General features: G+C 50.5%; 21 protein-coding genes. 16 read left to right on the forward strand and 5 right to left on the reverse strand.

Annotation, left to right across the window (positions count from 1 at the left end; all coding sequences use genetic code 11):
* The first annotated feature begins 12 nt into the window (after positions 1-12).
* From NSCA4_RS0100845 to lysC, 15 genes are all read left to right on the forward strand, one after another.
* The gene (locus NSCA4_RS0100845) at positions 13-786 is read left to right on the forward strand and encodes a hypothetical protein (protein WP_016686392.1); all 774 of its coding nucleotides are present in this window, start codon (positions 13-15) and stop codon (positions 784-786) included.
* A 59-nt stretch (positions 787-845) separates the two neighbouring features.
* Positions 846-1,175 (forward strand): hypothetical protein, encoded by a 330-nt coding sequence (locus NSCA4_RS0100850; RefSeq protein WP_016686393.1) that lies wholly within the window; start codon positions 846-848, stop codon positions 1,173-1,175.
* A gap of 11 nt (positions 1,176-1,186) precedes the next feature.
* Entirely contained in the window at positions 1,187-1,453 is a 267-nt protein-coding gene (locus NSCA4_RS0100855) for a hypothetical protein (protein WP_016686394.1), read from the forward strand.
* Positions 1,454-2,053 carry a DUF2460 domain-containing protein gene (locus NSCA4_RS0100860; protein ID WP_016686395.1) on the forward strand — a complete coding sequence of 200 codons (600 nt, stop codon included), beginning with the start codon at positions 1,454-1,456 and terminating at the stop codon, positions 2,051-2,053.
* A complete protein-coding gene (locus tag NSCA4_RS15880; protein ID WP_016686396.1) occupies positions 2,050-3,336 on the forward strand; it encodes a phage/gene transfer agent baseplate hub protein in 1,287 nt (428 codons plus the stop codon). Before NSCA4_RS0100860 ends, NSCA4_RS15880 begins: the two co-directional genes overlap by 4 nt.
* Before the next feature lie 12 nt (positions 3,337-3,348).
* Complete coding sequence (locus tag NSCA4_RS0100875; protein ID WP_016686397.1) at positions 3,349-3,780, forward strand: NlpC/P60 family protein; 432 nt, start codon at positions 3,349-3,351, stop codon at positions 3,778-3,780.
* Complete coding sequence (locus NSCA4_RS13275; protein ID WP_016686398.1) at positions 3,770-4,309, forward strand: hypothetical protein; 540 nt, start codon at positions 3,770-3,772, stop codon at positions 4,307-4,309. Before NSCA4_RS0100875 ends, NSCA4_RS13275 begins: the two co-directional genes overlap by 11 nt.
* Before the next feature lie 16 nt (positions 4,310-4,325).
* Complete coding sequence (locus NSCA4_RS0100885; RefSeq protein ID WP_016686399.1) at positions 4,326-8,885, forward strand: phage tail protein; 4,560 nt, start codon at positions 4,326-4,328, stop codon at positions 8,883-8,885.
* Between the two features lie 37 nt (positions 8,886-8,922).
* Positions 8,923-9,219 (forward strand): hypothetical protein, encoded by a 297-nt coding sequence (locus NSCA4_RS0100890; protein WP_016686400.1) that lies wholly within the window; start codon positions 8,923-8,925, stop codon positions 9,217-9,219.
* A gap of 43 nt (positions 9,220-9,262) precedes the next feature.
* A complete protein-coding gene (locus tag NSCA4_RS0100895) occupies positions 9,263-12,376 on the forward strand; it encodes a tape measure protein (protein WP_016686401.1) in 3,114 nt (1,037 codons plus the stop codon).
* A gap of 46 nt (positions 12,377-12,422) precedes the next feature.
* Complete coding sequence (locus tag NSCA4_RS0100900; RefSeq protein WP_016686402.1) at positions 12,423-12,908, forward strand: hypothetical protein; 486 nt, start codon at positions 12,423-12,425, stop codon at positions 12,906-12,908.
* Positions 12,905-13,216: a hypothetical protein gene (locus tag NSCA4_RS0100905; RefSeq protein ID WP_016686403.1), complete on the forward strand. Its 312-nt coding sequence runs from the start codon at positions 12,905-12,907 to the stop codon at positions 13,214-13,216. The genes NSCA4_RS0100900 and NSCA4_RS0100905 overlap by 4 nt, the downstream gene beginning before the upstream one ends.
* A gap of 53 nt (positions 13,217-13,269) precedes the next feature.
* Positions 13,270-13,743, forward strand: coding sequence for a D-Ala-D-Ala carboxypeptidase family metallohydrolase (locus NSCA4_RS0100910; protein WP_016686404.1), 474 nt, complete (start codon positions 13,270-13,272; stop codon positions 13,741-13,743).
* A gap of 146 nt (positions 13,744-13,889) precedes the next feature.
* On the forward strand, positions 13,890-14,234 hold the full coding sequence (locus tag NSCA4_RS0100915) for a hypothetical protein (protein ID WP_016686405.1): 345 nt from the start codon (positions 13,890-13,892) through the stop codon (positions 14,232-14,234).
* A complete protein-coding gene (lysC, locus tag NSCA4_RS16320) occupies positions 14,191-14,391 on the forward strand; it encodes an Rz1-like lysis system protein LysC (RefSeq protein ID WP_438284936.1) in 201 nt (66 codons plus the stop codon). Before NSCA4_RS0100915 ends, lysC begins: the two co-directional genes overlap by 44 nt.
* Before the next feature lie 53 nt (positions 14,392-14,444).
* On the opposite strand, the gene NSCA4_RS0100920 is transcribed toward lysC, so the two are convergent.
* The 5 genes from NSCA4_RS0100920 to NSCA4_RS0100940 form a co-directional block, all read right to left on the reverse strand.
* Complete coding sequence (locus NSCA4_RS0100920) at positions 14,445-14,654, reverse strand: helix-turn-helix domain-containing protein (RefSeq protein WP_016686406.1); 210 nt, start codon at positions 14,652-14,654, stop codon at positions 14,445-14,447.
* Entirely contained in the window at positions 14,647-14,919 is a 273-nt protein-coding gene (locus NSCA4_RS0100925) for a hypothetical protein (RefSeq protein ID WP_016686407.1), read from the reverse strand. The genes NSCA4_RS0100920 and NSCA4_RS0100925 overlap by 8 nt, the downstream gene beginning before the upstream one ends.
* 57 nt (positions 14,920-14,976) lie before the next feature.
* On the reverse strand, positions 14,977-15,363 hold the full coding sequence (locus tag NSCA4_RS0100930; protein WP_016686408.1) for a hypothetical protein: 387 nt from the start codon (positions 15,361-15,363) through the stop codon (positions 14,977-14,979).
* A gap of 122 nt (positions 15,364-15,485) precedes the next feature.
* A complete protein-coding gene (locus NSCA4_RS0100935) occupies positions 15,486-16,679 on the reverse strand; it encodes a tyrosine-type recombinase/integrase (RefSeq protein WP_016686409.1) in 1,194 nt (397 codons plus the stop codon).
* Between the two features lie 156 nt (positions 16,680-16,835).
* Positions 16,836-17,171 carry a hypothetical protein gene (locus tag NSCA4_RS0100940; protein ID WP_016686410.1) on the reverse strand — a complete coding sequence of 112 codons (336 nt, stop codon included), beginning with the start codon at positions 17,169-17,171 and terminating at the stop codon, positions 16,836-16,838.
* Between the two features lie 142 nt (positions 17,172-17,313).
* Between NSCA4_RS0100940 and NSCA4_RS0100945 the strand changes: the two genes are divergently transcribed.
* A complete protein-coding gene (locus NSCA4_RS0100945; RefSeq protein WP_016686411.1) occupies positions 17,314-18,192 on the forward strand; it encodes a cupin-like domain-containing protein in 879 nt (292 codons plus the stop codon).
* Positions 18,193-18,207: the final 15 nt, after the last annotated feature.

The following is an 18,207-nucleotide window of genomic DNA, read 5'->3' on the forward strand; positions in this document are numbered from 1 at the left end:
AAAGGAAATGTCATGCAGTTGACGTTTGGTAGCGGCGAGGTTTTCGCCGAAATGATTACGGATGCCTATGGCAACCGTGTACAGAACGCAACGCCCGTGCGAATCATGGGCTTGCAGGAAATGTCCGTCGATTTGTCGGCGGAATTGAAAGAGTTCTACGGTCAAAACCGATTTGCTTTGGCGGTTGCACAAGGTAAGGTCAAAGTGTCGGGCAAATTCAAGGGCGCACTGATTAACGGTCTCGCCCTGAATACCCTGTTCTTCGGCGCGGAATATGCAACCGGAACCATGAAAGCAATTTGGGCGGATGTTGCAGGTAAGGCTATCCCTACAAGCGGCGCATATACCGTCCAAGCAGCCGCCCCTAACGGCGGACGCTTCGTGGAAGACGCAGGCGTGATGGGTAGCGACGGCACGGCATACGTCAAAGTAGCGAGCAATCCGACAGCCGGTCAATACATGGTGTCGGCAACAGGCTTATACACCTTCGCCGAAGCGGATAAGGGTAAAACCGTCTATCCGAGCTTCACCTACACCCAAACCATGCCGTCAGCCAAGAAACTTGAACTGACCAACTTGGCGATGGGCAACACGCCGACCTTTAAGCTGAAATACCTGACGCAGTTCAAGGGCAAAAAAGCCCTGCTGGAACTGGAAAGCGTAACCAGCGGCAAACTGGGCTTGTTCTCGACCAAAAACGACGACTTTTCCGTCCCTGAAATCGACTTCACGGCGCAAACCGATGAAGCGGGCTTTAAAGTCGGTACGTTGTGGATCCAAGAGTAATCCATGCAGACCGTCCGAAAGGGCGGTCTTTTTATTTGACCTGAATCAAGGAAACAAAAATGACAGTACGAATTAAAGGCGTAACCGTTGAACTGAACGGCACAAATTACGTTATCCCACCTATCGCACTCGGCGCGCTGGAGCAGTTGCAGGAGCGCATCGGCGCATTTGACGGCAACGTCCAAGACGCCAAACAAATCTCTACCGTTATCGACTGCGCCTATGCCGCCCTGCGCCGAAATTATCCCGATATGACGCGCGAACAGGTCGCAGATTTGATTGATATTGCCAATATGGGCGACGTATTTGCCGCCGTGATGGACGTTTCGGGACTGAAACGCAAAGAGCAGGAAGCCGCACAAGCGGGGGAAGTTCAGGCGGCGGACTGAGTTTCGGCGCGATGATTGCCCACGTCTGCGCCTCTACGGGGTGGACGTGGGACTACGTCGCCGACAACTTGGATTTGCCGCGCATCAAACATCTGAACGAGTATTGGCGCGAACACCCGCCCGTGCATATCTTGGTAGCGTCGTACATGGGCATTAAGCCGTCGTCAGGCGTCGTACAGAGCGAAACGGACGAAGCCGAAGCCATCGGCATGCTTGGCGGTAACAAACTGTCTGAAGACGAATTTGATGCCTTGCTGAAAGCGAAAGGAATCATCTAAATGGGCAATGCGATTTTTCCCACGTTTCCCGGCTTGAAGTGGGGGCGGAAAAAAACGGCGGTATGGAGTACCGGGACGCAGAAATCGGCAAGCGGCCGTGAATTGCGAACCGCTTACTACACTTACCCGCAATGGCGGTTTTCGCTGTCTTTCGAGGTATTGCGGACAAAAGCGTCTGTAAATGAATTGGAACGGCTGGCAGGATTCTTCAACGCCCGCAAAGGCAGCTTTGAAAGTTTTCTGTATGAAGACCCAACCGACAACGCCGTAACCGATCAGCCTATTGGAAACACGGTGCAAGGCGTTACGCGCTATCAGCTTGTCCGTTCGATTGGTGGATTTATCGAGCCTGTGTTGGCTGTCAAGGAGCGACCCGCCGTCAAAGTGGGCGGCGTAGCGTTGACGTATGGGCGCGATTATTCCGTTACCGATAAGGGCGTTTTGGTTTTCAACACGCCACAAACGCCGGGTCGTCCGATTACATGGACAGGCGGTTTTTATTTCCGCGTGCGATTTGCGTCTGATACGGTGGATTTTGAAAACGTTTTGGGCAGCCTGTGGGCAGCCAAAAAGATTGAGTTTACGAGCGTGAAGTTATGAAGACAGCGACAAAAGAACTAATTGACTTGCTGCACGGTAGCGACGAGTTTCAGATGGCGGATTTGTACACCATCACGCTTTCGGGCGGGCAGGTGCTGCGCCATACCAGCGCAGATATGCCCGTCGTTTGGGATGGGCAGACCTACGAAGCGCATAAGCTGATCATTAAGCGCGGGGCAACCCGTATCGCTGTCGGCTTGGACGTGGATTCCAACACCCTGCAAATCGCTTCCGACCCTGATTACAGGCTTGAGGGCTTGCAATGGGCTGAAGCTGCTTTGGGCGGCGTATTGGACGGCGCACGGGTCAAGATAGACCGCGTATTCTTCGGTGTTGGCGCATCATCTATCGGCAACATGGTAGAGGATGCAAACGCAATCCTAGAGGTGTCGGGCGTGAATCGAACCGAGACCAAGACGCTGCAAGTTCGTGGCGATTTGCCGAATGAGTTTGTTTTGTCATGTGATATTGCGCTTGAAAACGCTACATCAATCTACGGTAAACCCTATCCGCGTATCGGTGCCGAATTGTCTGTAACCTATACGGATAATTCCGTCGGCTATTTTAGTTGCTGGTACGAAGATGCGGTCAGCGGTAGTACAAAAACGCTGTCTGATCGCATTTCGGCAAAACACCAAATCCCCGCAGGTAAGACGGTCAAGGAAATACACAGCCTGATTTTACAGGCACGATACCAAACGTCTGATTCCATCAGGATTTCAGGCGTTGATTTGCGGTCGGTTGCCGATGTTAACGGCTCTCTTGCCGAACTTCGCCCCGTCGGTGCTGTGAATATCTTTTCGGGGCGCGTGTCGGATGTATCGGGTAGTAGGTCGTCGGTAAAGGTTGACGTCAAATCTGACATCGAGCTTTTGAACGTATCAAGCCCGCGCAACATCTATCAGGCGGGCTGCATGAGAACGCTCTATGACGAGGGCTGTAAAGTCAACCGCGAAAAATTCACGGTGGACGGTCGCGTAACCGAAAACAGCCAAACAGGCAATGCGCTGAAACACAATCTGACGCAGCCTGACGGGTGGTTTTCGCAGGGCGTGATTAAGTTTACGAGCGGTCGAAACGCAGGCTTGAGCAGGACGGTTAAGGCGCATAACGGCAATACGTTTGAATTTGCCCTACGCCTGCCCTACCCGCCGCAAGCGGGTGATGTGTTTAAGGTTTATCCGGGCTGCAACAAACGTCAGGATACCTGCAAAAACAAATTTAACAACGTCGTGCATTTTCGCGGATTCCCGTATATCCCGTCTGCTGACACGGTGGTTTAAAGGTCGTCTGAAATGGATTTGAGAGAGCAAATCATCGAAGAGGCGCGGTCATGGCTTGGTACGCCCTATCATCATTTCGCAATGGTCAAGGGCGCGGGCGTGGATTGTGCCATGTTGCTTGTCGGAGTTTACGGTGCGGTCGGTATCGTCCCCGATGACTTCACGCCGCCCAAATATTCCCGTGACTGGCATCTACACCGCGACACGGAGCGGTATTTGGAAGTCATCGCCAAGTTTTGCAAGGAAACGGACGACCCAAAGCCCGGTGACATTGCTATGTGGAAGTTCGGGCGCACGTTTAGTCATTCCGCCATTTTGGTTGGCGACGGCAAGATTATCCACAGCTACATCGGGCGCGGCGTGGTTTTGGACGACATCAATCAGCCCGAACTTGACGGGCGCGAAGTGAAATTTTTTACGTTGGAGGCATTTCATGAACATTGAAGTATCAGCCTACGGGCTTGGCGGCGGTAGCGGTGGCAGCGGTGGCGGCAGTTATGACGACACAGCAATCAAACAGGAATTGTCACGAATCAGGCAGGCGGTAGCAGCTTTGCCGAGCGGCGCGCCGTATGACGACGCCGAAATCAAAAAAGAACTGGAAGCCGTCAAGAAGCAACTTTCTGACCTGCCTAAGGGCGGTGGTGCAACATACGACGACAGCGACTTGCGAAAACAGCTTGCCGCCGCCGTAGCGCGTATCGATGAAATTGCTGACACCCGCAAAGAGTATCAGGCGGCGTATATCGCGCGGGCGGACTTCCTGACAAATCCTGCAAACAATGAATTTATGACGGTCAAGTTCAAAAAACCGTTCAGCAAAAAGCCGTTTGTCAAAGTGACTTTGGACTTGGTAACCGTACAAGCACGGCTGACCTATCAGGCAAACGCGACAGAAACAGGTTTCGATATTGCAACCAACTACGCAGGCTCTTTGCTTGGCTTGTGGTACGAGGCGCATTTAGTAGATTGATATTTAGAGGTTTTCTATGGGCGGTAAATCATCAACCATTACATCGGCAGAAGAACGGATTTTATCGTTACAGGTACAACAATCGTCGCAAGGGCTTACCCTGCCTGTCATCTACGGCAGAACCCGTGTAGCCGGAAACCTGATTTGGTACGGCGACTTTGTTACCATAGAAAACAAGACCACAACACAGCAAGGCGGTAAAGGCGGCGGCGGTGTGAAGCAAGTCGATATTGCTTACACCTACGAAGCCGCCGTCATGCTTGCTTTATGTGAGGGCGAAATTCAAGGCGTCGGTCGTATTTGGCGTGATAAGGAAAAGTTCGATTCGCTGGCACAATTGCGCCTGACGCTTATGCGCGGCGGCGACGAACAGCCGTTGTGGACGCATTTGGCGCAGGCGAAGCACCAAAACCAAGCCTTGAACTATTCCGGCACCGCCTACCTGTGCAGCCCAAATTACGAACTGACGAAATCCGCGCAAATCTACCAACACAATTTCGAGGTCATCGGGAAACTGGGCTACTCCGGCAACATTCCCGACGCAAACCCGCGCGAAATTATCCGAGACCTGCTGACAAACCAACGCTACGGCTGCGGATTTCCCGTTGACAGCATTGGCGATACCGACCGATACAGCAACTATTGCCGCGCGGTCGGTATTTTTCTAAGCCCCGCCTACACAGAACAGGGCGAGGCGCAACGGAACATTTCCGAACTGCTGGAGCAGACCAATAGCGCAGCGGTGTTTTCGCAAGGTCGTCTGAAAATCGTCCCCTACGGCGACGGCAATTATTCGGGCAACGGTGCGGTCTATGTTGCCGACAACAAGGCGTTATACGACCTGACCGATGACGATTTTATCGTCTCAGGCGCGGAAGACCCTGTAAGCGTCGAGCGAAAAACCAATGCCGACGCGTTTAATCAAATCCAAGTCGAGTATCTCGACCGTGATAATGACTACAACGTCGCCATCGCCGAAGTGAAAGACCAAGCGAACATCGAGCAGTACGGATTGCGCCCGAAAGAAGCCGTCAAAATGCACGGTATCTGTAACAGCAAGGTCGCGCAAAAAGTAGCCCAGCAACTCTTGCAGCGCGCCCTGTATGTCCGCAATGAATATGAGTTTAAGCTTGGCTGGAAATACTGCCTGCTTGAACCGATGGACATTGTAACCCTGACTGACGCAGGGCTTGGTTTGAATAAAACGCCCGTCCGAATCACGGAAATTGAAGAGGATGAAGAGGGTGTCCTCTCTATCAAGGCAGAAGACTACCCTGTCGGCGTTTACACAACGTCAGAATACCCAACGCAGCCGTCTTTGGGCTATTCGGCAGACTACAACGTTTCGCCGGGTAATGCCCATGCGCCTGTTATCTTTGAAGCCCCGTTGCAACTGACAGGCGGCGAACCGCAAATTTGGATGGCAACCGCCGGTGGCGATATGTGGGGCGGTGCTGAAGTGTGGGTGTCAACCGACGGCGACAGCTACACGCGCGTCGGCGCAGTCAATCACAAAGCGCGTTTCGGCTCGCTGACGGCTGCTTTGCCGAATGGTGCGGTTTTCGACCGTACCAACACCCTGAGCGTGGAAATTTCCGCCGGGCAAATCACAGGCGGTACGGAGCAGGACAGCCGCGATTTGCTGACGTTGTGTTATGTTGATGGCGAGTTTTTGGCATACACAAACGCTGAACTGAAAGGCGTGGGTCGTTACACGCTGGGCAACCTGACGCGCGGCGCGTATGGATCCGCTATTGACAGCCATGCGGCTGGCAGCCAGTTTGCGCGCATTGATGATACGTTGTTCAGATACACCGTTCCGCGTAACTGGATTGGTCGCACGGTTTGGGTCAAGCTGGTTTCGTACAACGTTTTCAGCGGTGGCATCCAAGATTTATCGTCTGTTCCCGCGTATTCCTACACCATCAAGGGCGCACCGCTGGGTCAGATTCAAAACTTGCGTCTGACATCATCTTGGGCATACGGCAAAGAAGCCGTCATCGTTTGGGATAAATTGGACGGGGCAGATACCTACGACATAGAAATCTACGCAGGCAACAGCCAACGCCGTTTACGCGCAATCAGCGGTATTGTGGACAACAGCTACACCTACACTCAAGCGGATATGAAAGCCGACGGCGGGCAGATGCGTGATGTTGTTTTCAAAGTTCGCGGTCGAGCCGTTACCAGCAAGACGGGCAACTGGGCGCAAATTGCGGCGCAAAATCCGCAACTGCAGGCATTGCAAGGCATCGCTATCGACAGCGGTTTGAAACAGGCGTTTTTTACTTGCCAAAAACCCGCTGAAGAAGACTTTGCAGGGATTATTATTTGGGTTTCCGAAAACGCAGCTGTACCGACCACTGACGCAAACAAAGTCTATGACGGTGCGGAAACGTTTGTAACCATTGCAAAATGCAACGGCAGCCCGCTGGAGAAAGGAAAGACCTATCATCTACGCGCGGCAGGCTATGACAGCTTCGGTAAAGACGCCCTAAAAGTCAGCAACAGCGTGGCTTTTACCGTCTATGACGTCAATACGACCGACCTGTCGGAAAGCAATCTGAACAAGTCATTGCGCGATAAAATCAACCTGATTGACAGCAACGGCACAGGCAGCGTCAACGAACGTATCAAAAACGCGAAGGAAGACAGCAAGCGAGAAGTCCAGACCCTTTCTTCCAAGTTTGATGCGTTTGAAGTGGGCGGTAGAAACTACGCCCTGTCGACAGGCAATAACGCAAAAGTGTTGGCCGTCAGTGGGAATAATCAGACCAAGTCCGTCAATATTGACGTTTCCCCTAATTTGGAACTGAAACAGGGCGATAATCTGATTATCTCGTGTGATATCGAACTGACAAACGCTACATCACCGCACGCCAAACCCTACCCGCGAATCGGCGCGGAATTTTCCGTTACCTATGCCGATAACTCGGTCGGCTATTTTGGCGCATGGTACGACGAAGCCGTCAGCGGTACGACCAAAACGCTGAAACAGCGTCTTGTTGCCAAACACACGGTTGCCAAAGAAGTTAAATCCGTTCGCGGAATTATTGTTCAAGCGCGTTATCAGACGTCCGATGCCATCAAGGTTTCGGGCGTGAAGCTGGAACGCGGAACGGTAGCGACCGACTGGACGCCTGCGCCTGAAGACAATGACGGTTTGCAGGAAATCAGCGGGACGGTTCAGGTTGTACAAAATACACTGGCCAAAGCGACGGGCGACATTAAATCGCTTGGCGAGCGTATCACAACAGCCCAATCAACCGCTGACGGCAATAAAGCTACGGTACAAACCCATGCGAAAAGCATCAACGGCTTAGAAGCGCAATACACGGTCAAGGTTGACGTCAACGGTAAGGTAGCGGGCTACGGCTTGGCAACCACGCCGAGAAACGGCACGCCTGAAAGCAAATTCATTGTCAACGCCGACCGTTTCGGTATCGGCGCACCGGGCAAAGAAGATGCTTTTCCCTTTACGGTAGACACACAGCAAAACCGTGTCGGTGTGAACGGCGAGCTGGTGGTAAACGGCAAAGCCATCATCGACAGGCTTAATGTCGGCGATATTGACGGCAACAAAATCCGTGTCAACAGCATTGGTGCCAGTAGGATTATCGCAGGCAGTATTGATTCGCGCGAAATCAGAGCGGCGGGCATTAACGCCGACCGCCTGAACGTGAATCATTTGTCGGCAATATCTTCGGATTTGGGGGATATTCGCGGCGGTAACTTGAATATCGGTAACGGTAATTTCACGGTGACGCCCGAAGGTATTTTGACGGCTAATAATGCGGTTATTCGCGGTCGCATTGAAGCCGATTCCGGGTATTTTAACGGGGTTATGAAAGCCTCCCATATCGAAGGCGACGTTTTCCGGGTACGTACTATGGAGCGCATAGGTAATATTTGGCGGGCTGAGTTCCCGGCTGAGGGGGTGCCGATGATGTGGCATATTGCAGGTACCGCACTGGTAGAAATGAATAAGAATCCGGCAAAACAGGATATTGCTAAACTAAGACTGAATGGAGTGAATATTCCTTTAGAATATAGTTCAATCATAACTAAACGTAGCATCTTAAATGATAAATATTCTACCGATTCAAAGAGTTTTCTTTCATATTCTTTTGGCTGGTATCCTGCCCAGGTAAGCGGCACGAATTTGATTGAGGTTCAGATTAATAGTGGATATTTTAAGGAGGATTATCCAGTTTTACAGACAGCTTATATAGTAAATAACGACCCATTGTATCATCGGCTCTCCCAGAATAAACGCTGGATAAGATACAAGGACGAGCATATACAAGATGGCGGCTCGTGGGAATCATTGCCTTTGCCTCAGAACATACTGGGTATCAGGTTTAATGCCATCCACCAGCACAATACGGGCTACAAGTTTTATTACAAGATGGAACACTCTTTAGGTATTGATGATATTGGTGTAGCCGGTAATGGTAATGTTGATACTGGCCTGAGTAGAGAATGGCAAACTCCTTTGCAATCGCCTGTATTAAAGTTTTACACGCAAAACAAATTTGTCATCTTGAGATATATTGACGTTCTGCAATATGTTTAACAAACGCCCCGAAAGGGGCTTTTTTATGGAGATTTAAATGGTTATCGCAATTAAGCATGAAATCGAAGACGAAATCACGGGGGCGGTTGCAAGCCACCATGTGATTGAGTATGTCAGTATCGACTACAAATACGGCAGCGCGACCGCGACGCTTAACGGCTATGTGTCCCAAAAGGCGTATGAAGCGGGTCGGAATCCGCTTTGCTCCCACTCGATTGCCGTCAACGTGCTGCCTGAAGAAGGCGAGGTATCCCGCGCATGGCTGTACGGCAAGGCGGTTGAGCAGGAGAACGAACAAAGCGTCTTTTCAGGCGCGGAACTGGTCGAAGCCTAATCTAAATTTGAAACCACGCCCGTGATGATTCACGGGCTTTTTTATGGGCGGTCGTATGAGCGATTTAGAAACCAAAATCAAGATAACCGTCGAGAACGGCACGGCTGCGGGTTTTAATCAGGCAGCAAACTCTGCGTCGAATGCTTCCAAGCAGATTGAAAACGCTATCGGTCAGGTGCGATCAGAATTGACGCGCAGCTTTTCCGAAATGCAGAAATCGATGGAAAAGGCGTTTGACGTTGATATGTCCGATTTTTCAGGCAGTATCGGCGACGGCAGGGAAAAGGTCAAAGCGTTAAACGCGGAGCTTGCCAAGACGGAAAACGTCGCAGAACAGGCGGCGGGCGGGCTGGGTAAAATCGGCACGCTGTTGGCGGGATTTGCATCGGTGTCTTTTGCGAAATCCATGCTTGATACCGCCGACGCCATGCAGTCGATAAACAGCCAAGTTAGGCAGGTGGTGTCGTCTGAAAGCGAGTATTTGGCCGTCCAACGTCAGCTTTTGGATGTAGCGAACAATACCCGTGCATCGCTTGAATCAACGTCGAGCCTGTACGTTTCGACAAGCCGTGCCTTGAAAGACTACGGCTACACGCAACAGGAAATCTTGCAATTTACCGAAGCGACAAATAACGCGATGACAATCGGCGGTGTGGCAGCGCAACAGCAAGCGGCTGCGTTGATGCAGTTATCGCAGGCTTTGGGCAGCGGCGTATTGCAGGGCGACGAATTTAAATCCATTGCCGAAGCCGCCCCTATCCTGCTGGATACCATTGCGGAATATATGGGCAAATCCCGCGCTGAGATTAAAAAGCTGGGCAGCGAGGGACAACTGACGGCGGATGTGATTTTCAAAGCCATATCGGGCGCGTCGGAAAAATTTGGCGAGCAGGCGGCAAAAATGCCCATGACGATGGGTCAGGCTTTGACGGTGTTTTCGAACAACTGGCAAAGCATGGTCTCCAAGCTGCTGAACGACAGCGGCGCAATGAGCGGCATCGCCTCCATTATCAAAATGATTGCGGATAACCTGAATTTGGTCGTCCCGATTATGGCGGGCTTTGCGGTTGCCATTGCCGCTGCGACGGCGCAGGTCATCGGCTTAAATGCTGCCATGCTTGCAAATCCGTTTGGGCTGGTTGCGGTTGCCATCGGCGCGGTTATCGGTTTGATTGCGCAGTTTGGCGATGAGATAGATGTTTTCGGCGGGGGCTGGTCGAATCTGCTTGACGTGATTCAGGCGGTTTGGCAGGCAATCACGGAAACCATCGGCGAAGCCATCGGCGCAATAAGGGAATGGTTTGACGGGCTGACGGGCTGGCTTGGCGAAAGCGTGGGCGGCTGGTCGGCTTTGTTCGAGCGTGTGATGGGCATCATATCAAGCGTCATCGGCGCATCGGTAAATGCCTTCGTGAACACGTTTGCGACCGGCTGGATGCTGATTCGCGAAGCCGCCAACAATATGCCGCAATTCTTCGCCAATCTCGGCAAATCTATCGGCAACGTGTTTATCTCCGCGATTGAGTGGATGGTAAACAAGGCAATCGGCATGATTAACAGCATGATCGACTTTGCCAACAAAGCCGCGTCGATGGTCGGCGGTTCGGGCATTAAAAAGCTGGATAACGTCGACCTAAAAAGGATGGACGATGGCGGGCTTGGCGGTCGAATCTCTGACAGCATGTCAAAAGACCGTGTTGGAAGCGCAGTTGACAACATCAAAGCCCGCGCTGCTCTGGTTCACGAACGAAAAGCCATGCGCGGCGGTGGTGGCGGAGGTGGGAGCATACCGAAATCCCGCGTCCCGTCAGGTGGTGGTGGTGGTAGTGGAGGTGGTGGAAGTGGTCGCAAAGGCGGCGGGCGTAAGGGCAGAAGCGGCGGCGGTCATGCCGGCGCAGCCAAAGACCCGATGCAGGCATGGGAAGAAGAAATCAAAGCCCAAAAGCTGGCACACCGTGAAATGCAGCGAGACACGCTGAATCATCAAGAATGGGATTTGGCGCGGGAAGCCGCTTACTGGCGCGCGAAACTGGCAACGGTTGACGCAGGCAGTAAAACAGGCTTGAAACTGCGTGAGAAAATCCTGACCCTCGAAGACCAGCTATCCAAGCAATCGACAGAAGCCAAAATCAATCAGGTGGCGGCATGGGAGAAGCTGGATAAGCACAAGCTGGATATGGAAAAGGACGCGGCAGACCAAGCCCTAGCCGCTGGGCGCATTTCGCAACTCGAACGCCTAGACTTGGAAATCGAGTTTGAAAATCTCCGGTACCAAATCGCCTATGACGCATTGCAAGAACGGATCGCACTTGCCGAACAAGACCCGACATACAGCCAATCAGCTATCGACAAGCTGAAACAGCAAATGGCGGAACTTGGGCAAGGTCACGAACGCGAGCAAACCAAGAATCAGGGCAAGCGTGAAAACCAACGCCGAAAAGATGCGCCCAACGTCATGGAAATGCTGCAAGACGGCGGGAAAAACGTTTGGGAAGAAGCACAGCAACAGATGGGGCAGGCTTTTTCTGCCATGCTGTCGAAGACGCAGAATTTCCGAACGGCGATGAATAACTTTTTCAAGAGTATGGGGCAAACCTTTATTCAGGAAATGGTTAGAAAGCCGATTGCGGGTATGTTACAGCGCATGGTTCAGGAATCAGCGATTTATAAGATGATTTTCGGGACTAAAGAGACGCTGGAAACGGCGGCTGCGGCTAAGACTGCGGCGACCAAAGCGACGGAAACGACGGCGGTCGTCGGTAGTAATGCCGTTCAAGCGGCGTCAGGTGCGGCGGCTTCTCAAGCGTCTATTCCGTATGTCGGTCCTATTCTTGCCGTTGCAGCGATGGCGGCAATGATGGCGGCTGTAATGGGTTTGATGGGCGGTGGCGGCTCTTCAACAACCACGACTACAACGCGGATTCCATCGGCGGCTGGCGGCTGGGATATCCCGGCAGGCATCAACCCGCTGACCCAACTGCACGAAAACGAGATGGTCTTACCTGCGGAACACGCGCAGACAATCCGTGAAATGGCAGGTCAGTCAGGTGGCGATAACAGCACGATTATTATCAACACAACGGGCGGCGATTTTGTCCATAAAAAGGATATAGCGAAGCTGCTGAAACAGATGAATCGTGATTTTAAATTGGTGTAAGTGGCAGGTCGTCTGAAAGGGCGGCCTTTTTTATGGAGGTTTTTAAATGAGCAAGTCTATTCAATGGCTTAAATACGCCTTTGAGCTTCGATTTCTTCCCGTTCGCTTTCAGCGTTGGTTGTTTGGCACGGGGACGCGGGCGGTTGAGTTTGTCAGCGGGTGTTCGATGATTGGTTATGCGCTGGTCTTTGCATTTTCGCCGAACGACATCTACAACTGGCCCATCTACTACAAGTTCAAAGACATTTCGGAACTGACGCTGATACTGGTATTCGGCGGCGTCGGCGTGTTGCAGTTGGCGGCAATGTACTGGCAGACATTCAAAGGGGAGGTTCTGTCAGGCTATATGTTGTTGATATCAGCTTTTATTTGGTATTTGACGGCATATGCGTTTTGGGCTGCCTATCCGCCTGCACATACAGGAATGGTCATCCCGCCCGTCTTGGCGTTCCTTTGCTTACTCGCTGGCAATAACTCACTTAAATTCTTGTTTTCAGAGGATAAATTTAAACGAAAACAAAAGGGGGAATGATGCACGATTTTTTTCAATTCGGCTATCTGTTTGCCATAGGGGGCGGCATCGTCGGTAGCGTTTGGTCAAGTATGAAAGACCATGACGCACCTGTATCAAGCCTGTTCGAAGCCTTGATTTCGGCGGTTGCAGCGGCGGCAGTAGCAGAGCGGTTTTTGATGGTTAATCAAGTATGGACTTGCGCGGTAGCCGGTGCTTTTGTCGGCATCCTGACAGGTCATGCGATGGATACCGTGAAAAGCCTAGCCCCAAGCATTATGACTAAATGGGTCAAGAAAACGGCGGGTAAATTCGTCGATAAAGATTAGTTCAACAACAGGTCGTCTGAAATTCAGGCGAACTTTTTATTTGGAGATAAGAAATGCAAATCACTGAACACTTTAGCTTAAAAGAACTGACACGAAGCGAAACAGCGCGTCGTTTAGGTCTTCAAAATACGCCCTCCTCTGCTGAAATGGCAAACATCCAATACACGGCGGAGCAGCTTGAAAAAATACGCGCTTATGTTGGGCGCGGAATTGTCGTAACTTCATGCTTTCGTAGTGAGCGTGTGAATAAGGCTGTCGGCGGCTCGCCAACGTCCGCCCACCGTTTCGGCTTGGCTGCTGACTGCGATGCCATCGGCTTAACTTCTTTGGCGTTTGCGAAAGAAATCATCAAAATGCGTGACGAAGGGAAAATCACGTTCGACCAGTTGATTCTTGAGTTCCCGGAACGCGGGGATGGCGCATGGGTTCATGTTGGTTTCCGCCGTAATAGCCCAATGCGTAACCAAATCATGACCGCAACCAAAAAAGGCGGGAAAACCGTCTATTTGCCCGGTCTGCACGTTTAGAGGTTGGGCATGAATCCCGTTGATTTTGCAAAACAGAAAATCACGGAATGACAAGAAAAAAGCCGCGAAGCCAGCGAAAACGCAGACCTAGCGGCTTTTGAGTTTGCCGAACGTGAGATTAAAACCTATAAGGATATGTTGGAATTATGGTTCAAACGTTGCTTAGAAATTGGAAATTGATTGCGGTTTTAGTTGTTTTTGCAATCATCATCGGTGCTTGGCAAGCCGACCGCAAAGCGGAATATCGGCGCGGTCGCGATGAAATGGCTGCTGAAATTTCAGGTCGTCTGAAAGATGCCGCGATTGAAAAAGCTAAAGAAGACCGCGAAACCTCTACTGTATATCAGGCAGGAAAAGCGGTGCGCGAGGGAAAAGAAAGGATTAGATATGTTCAAATGCCTAAAATTATTGAAAAAACTGTCTATCGGAATACCTGTCTTGATTCTGATGGGTTGTCAGTCATCAACGCCGCCATTGCCGACGGCGATTAAACCACCTGCCGATTTGGTGCAGCCATGCCCCAAACTGCCTAAACTTGAGGGCGGAACAGGGGCGGAGATACTGCCGTGGTCGTTACAGGTCGTCCATCTGTATAATGATTGCAAGGCACGGCACAAGGCATTGTCCGAACTGTCAATTAAAAGTTGACAGTCTCATCAAATATAAAGCAAAGACCGTCTGAAATCTCAGACGGTCTATCCTCATTTGCATACCACATAACCCATCAATATGAGCCATTGTTGGTGCGGCATACTTGCGTAACTTTTTTGTTTTGGGCTTGCCTCCCATCGTTGCGCGGTCGCTAAGGATACCTTTGTTATATTGGCGACATCTTGTTGCGTCAGGCCGTATTGTTGGCGCAATGCCTTGAGGTTCGCAGGCGTATAGCCTAATTCGGCGTTATCAATCATCTATAAGCTCCCGTGTGGGTGTGATTAGCTCATCTACTACCCGATGTAATGCCTCGAACTTAGGCTGCTGCAAAGCGCGCAAATCGGCAAATAAGTCGATAAGCTCGTCATCGTGTCCTTTGCTGATAGCCTGTTTGATTTGCGAGAGCAAAGATAAATAGTCCTGCTCCCATTTATGCGCCCACTCGTGCGCCATTTCGCGGCGCGACTTTCGTTTATGGTTCTTTTTGAGCCGCTCGGTGATGCTTGTTCGGTTTTTTGCCATATCGTCCTCCTATAAAACAAAAGCCGCTTGAGTAAAGCAGGCGGCTTTTATTTTTATTTATTTAGCGATATAACCACCAAAAACTTTTTTGCCCCAATTTAAATTATCAAACATATCCCAAAATGCCGGTACATCAAGAGAGTAGAATAAATGTTGCTCCCCGTTTTTGTATGTCATGATTTGGGCTGTTTTAATATTTTCATTTCCAATTGTAATAAATTTGAATGAAACTTCATGCACATTAAATTCTTCCCCATCTACAATTAAAAGATTTTGTTCAGGTTTGAACTCCACTTCTTTTGTTTCGCCCGTGTTGATTCGATTAAATCGTGTAACAGTTTCATATTGGCGTTTTACTTCAACTTTTTCCGTTTTGATGACGTTTATTGAGAATTTCATTTTTTTTGCTCCTATCCGCCCGATGGCGGTCAGTTTGTTAATCATGTTTCGGCGGTCTGTGTTGTCTGCCGATGTGTGTATATTACCGCGTTTAATGCGGTAATGCAAGAGGTTTTTTGATTATTCCACATAAATTCCATAACTTTATGATTTGTATGATAATTTATTTATAGGTTATCTACAAAGTCCGCCCAATCTTGCAACATTTGGCGGCGTTGCGTGATAAATTTGGCATGAAAATATGCCGCATCTGTTTGATTGTCTTTGGCATGGGCAAGCTGCGCCTTGATGTACTCATGCTCATATCCCATCTCTGATAGGTTGGTTGCAAGTGTCGCTCTAAAATCATGCCCCGATATTGTCAGTCCCATGTACTCCAATGCTCTATTTATGGTTGTGGCCGACAGCATATCATCGGGTCGTTTACTGTTCGGGAAAAGTAGCCGCCCGTTTCCCGTAACCGCGTGTAGCTCTTTGAGTAACTCGACAACCTGAGACGACAATGGCACGACGTGCGTTCTCGACTTTTTCATTTTGTTCGCGGGGATGCGCCAAATCGCGGCAGATAGGTCAATATCAACCCATTCAGCCCGCCTTGCCTCAATAGTTCGGACTGCTGTGTATAAAAGCAACTGCGCCGCTTTTTTGACGACAAACGACCCATTGTAGCTTGCGAGGCTTCTTTTAAAATCCCTGATTTGTTCGGCGGTCATGGCTTTGGCATGGGTTATTTCGGGTCGCTTGAGATACCCGGCAAAAGCCAACGTCGGGTCATTTGTCGCCCTCATTGTTCGGATCGCGTATAAAAATACTGCGCTCATGTGTTGGCGGGTGTATATACCCGACACAATAACGCCTTTGTCTTTGCAAACGTCGAGACACTCCATAATCTGACGCGGCGTTACTTTGGTTATCGGCGTGTCTCCGATGATTGGATAGGCGTATTTTTTAAGCATACGATGTATGGCTTTAATACTACCATCGCTGATTGCCTTAGATGCCAGGTACTCTTCGGCGATGGCTTCAAACGTGTTTCTGTTTTGGCGCGCGTTTTGGCGTTTCTTTTCGGCTCGGTCTTTGGCTGGGTTAATTCCCTGCTGGACAAGCAGCCGCGCTTCTTTGCGCCTTTCACGCGCTTCAGCCAGCGATATATCAGGATATGCGCCGATAGCGAAAACAGACTCTTTACCGTCAAGCCTGAAACGATACCGCCATAGTTTTGAGCCGTTTGGATTGATGACGATATACAAACCATTGGAATCGGTTAATTTATAAGGCTTTTCGGCTGGTTTCGCCTTGCGGATTTGGGTATCGTTAAGCATAAAAAAAGCGGGTATGTGTGAGGGGATACCCACAATCATACCCACTTTTTTTAAGGATTGCCACGCACTGACGCGAACAAAAACGGACAAGAAGTAGCGTTAAATTCAAATTTTTCAAAACGATAAGATTTAATACGGACTACTGCGAACGAGAATAACAATTATCAATGAACAAAAGCATGAGTGTGCGGCCTTTTAGGGTTGTTTGACGGCGGCGATGTTTTCAGGCGAGTTGATAAACGCCCACATCTGCTCTTCGGTTCGAAAAACGCCGTTACGGACGATATAATGCAGCGGATGCTTAATCAGCGCGTCCGCTTTGCGGACAAAAACACGCATATTGCAGCTATTTGCCGCCATTTCCAACACTTTGGCGGCAAAAGCCGGGCGGTGCAGCTTGTCGTGCATCAGCGGATGGCGGGCGATGTATTCGTTCAGAGGCTTGCCGCTGCTGTGGAAGTCGGTGTGCAGCGGGTCGAGGAATACAATGAAAAAAGGCATCTTGCCCAAATAATCGTCTGCATCGTTCATAAGCGTTTCGGACGGAATATTTATATCGCCATAATATCACAACCACGATTTTTGATTCGCGTCAGGTCGTCTGAAACATTGCTTGCCACATTCCGAAGTATCCACTTAAAATCAGCCTTACATTCCAAAAAGAGATTTGCTTATGGGTTTCAAACTTACCCCGATTGATGTTGTAGAAAACATCAGTCGCGAAGATTTTTATCAAAACTATCTCAAGCCCCGCTGTCCTGTCGTCATCAAAGGACTGACCCGCAACTGGCCCGCCCGCGACAAATGGTCGCTGGACTATATGAAAGAAACCATCGGCGATATCGTCGTCCCCTTGTACGACAGCGCCAAAGCCGACCCTTCCGCGCCGATTAACGCCGCCAGTACGGAAATGCGCTTCAGCGACTATATCGATCTGATCAAACGCGAGCCGACGGATTTGCGGATTTTCTTATTTGACCCCATCAAACACGCTCCCGCCTTGCTGAACGATTACGTTTTCCCCAAAGAGCTGATGGGCGGATTCTTAGACCGATACCCTACCCTGTTTTTCGGCGGTGCCGGTTCGGAAACCTTCCTGCACTACGACATCGATATGGCACACATCTTCCATACGCATTTCGGAAAGAAACACATCATCTTGTTCGATTACAAATGGAAAGAGCGTCTGTTCCGCATTCCTTTCGCCACTTACGCGCTGGAAGACTACCACGTCGACAACCCCGATACCGAACGCTTCCCCGAGCTTGAGGGCGTCGAGGGCATCGAATGTTTCTTGGAATACGGCGACACCCTGTTCATGCCGACCGGCTGGTGGCATTGGATGAAATATCTTGACGGCTCATTCTCCATCTCCCTGCGCGCATGGGATGAAAGCTGGGCGGTTAAGGCACACAGCCTTTGGAACCTGACCGTACAGCGCAAGTTCGACGACTTCATGAAAGCCCGCTTCAAAGCACGCTACATGAATTGGAAAGAACAGCTTGCCTGCAAACGCGCCCGCCGCGCATGGGAACGCGGCATGCCTCGTTAAAACAAACCTAAAGGT

Origin of the sequence: Neisseria sicca 4320, assembly GCF_000193735.1 — a bacterium.
GTDB lineage: Bacteria > Pseudomonadota > Gammaproteobacteria > Burkholderiales > Neisseriaceae > Neisseria > Neisseria sicca_E.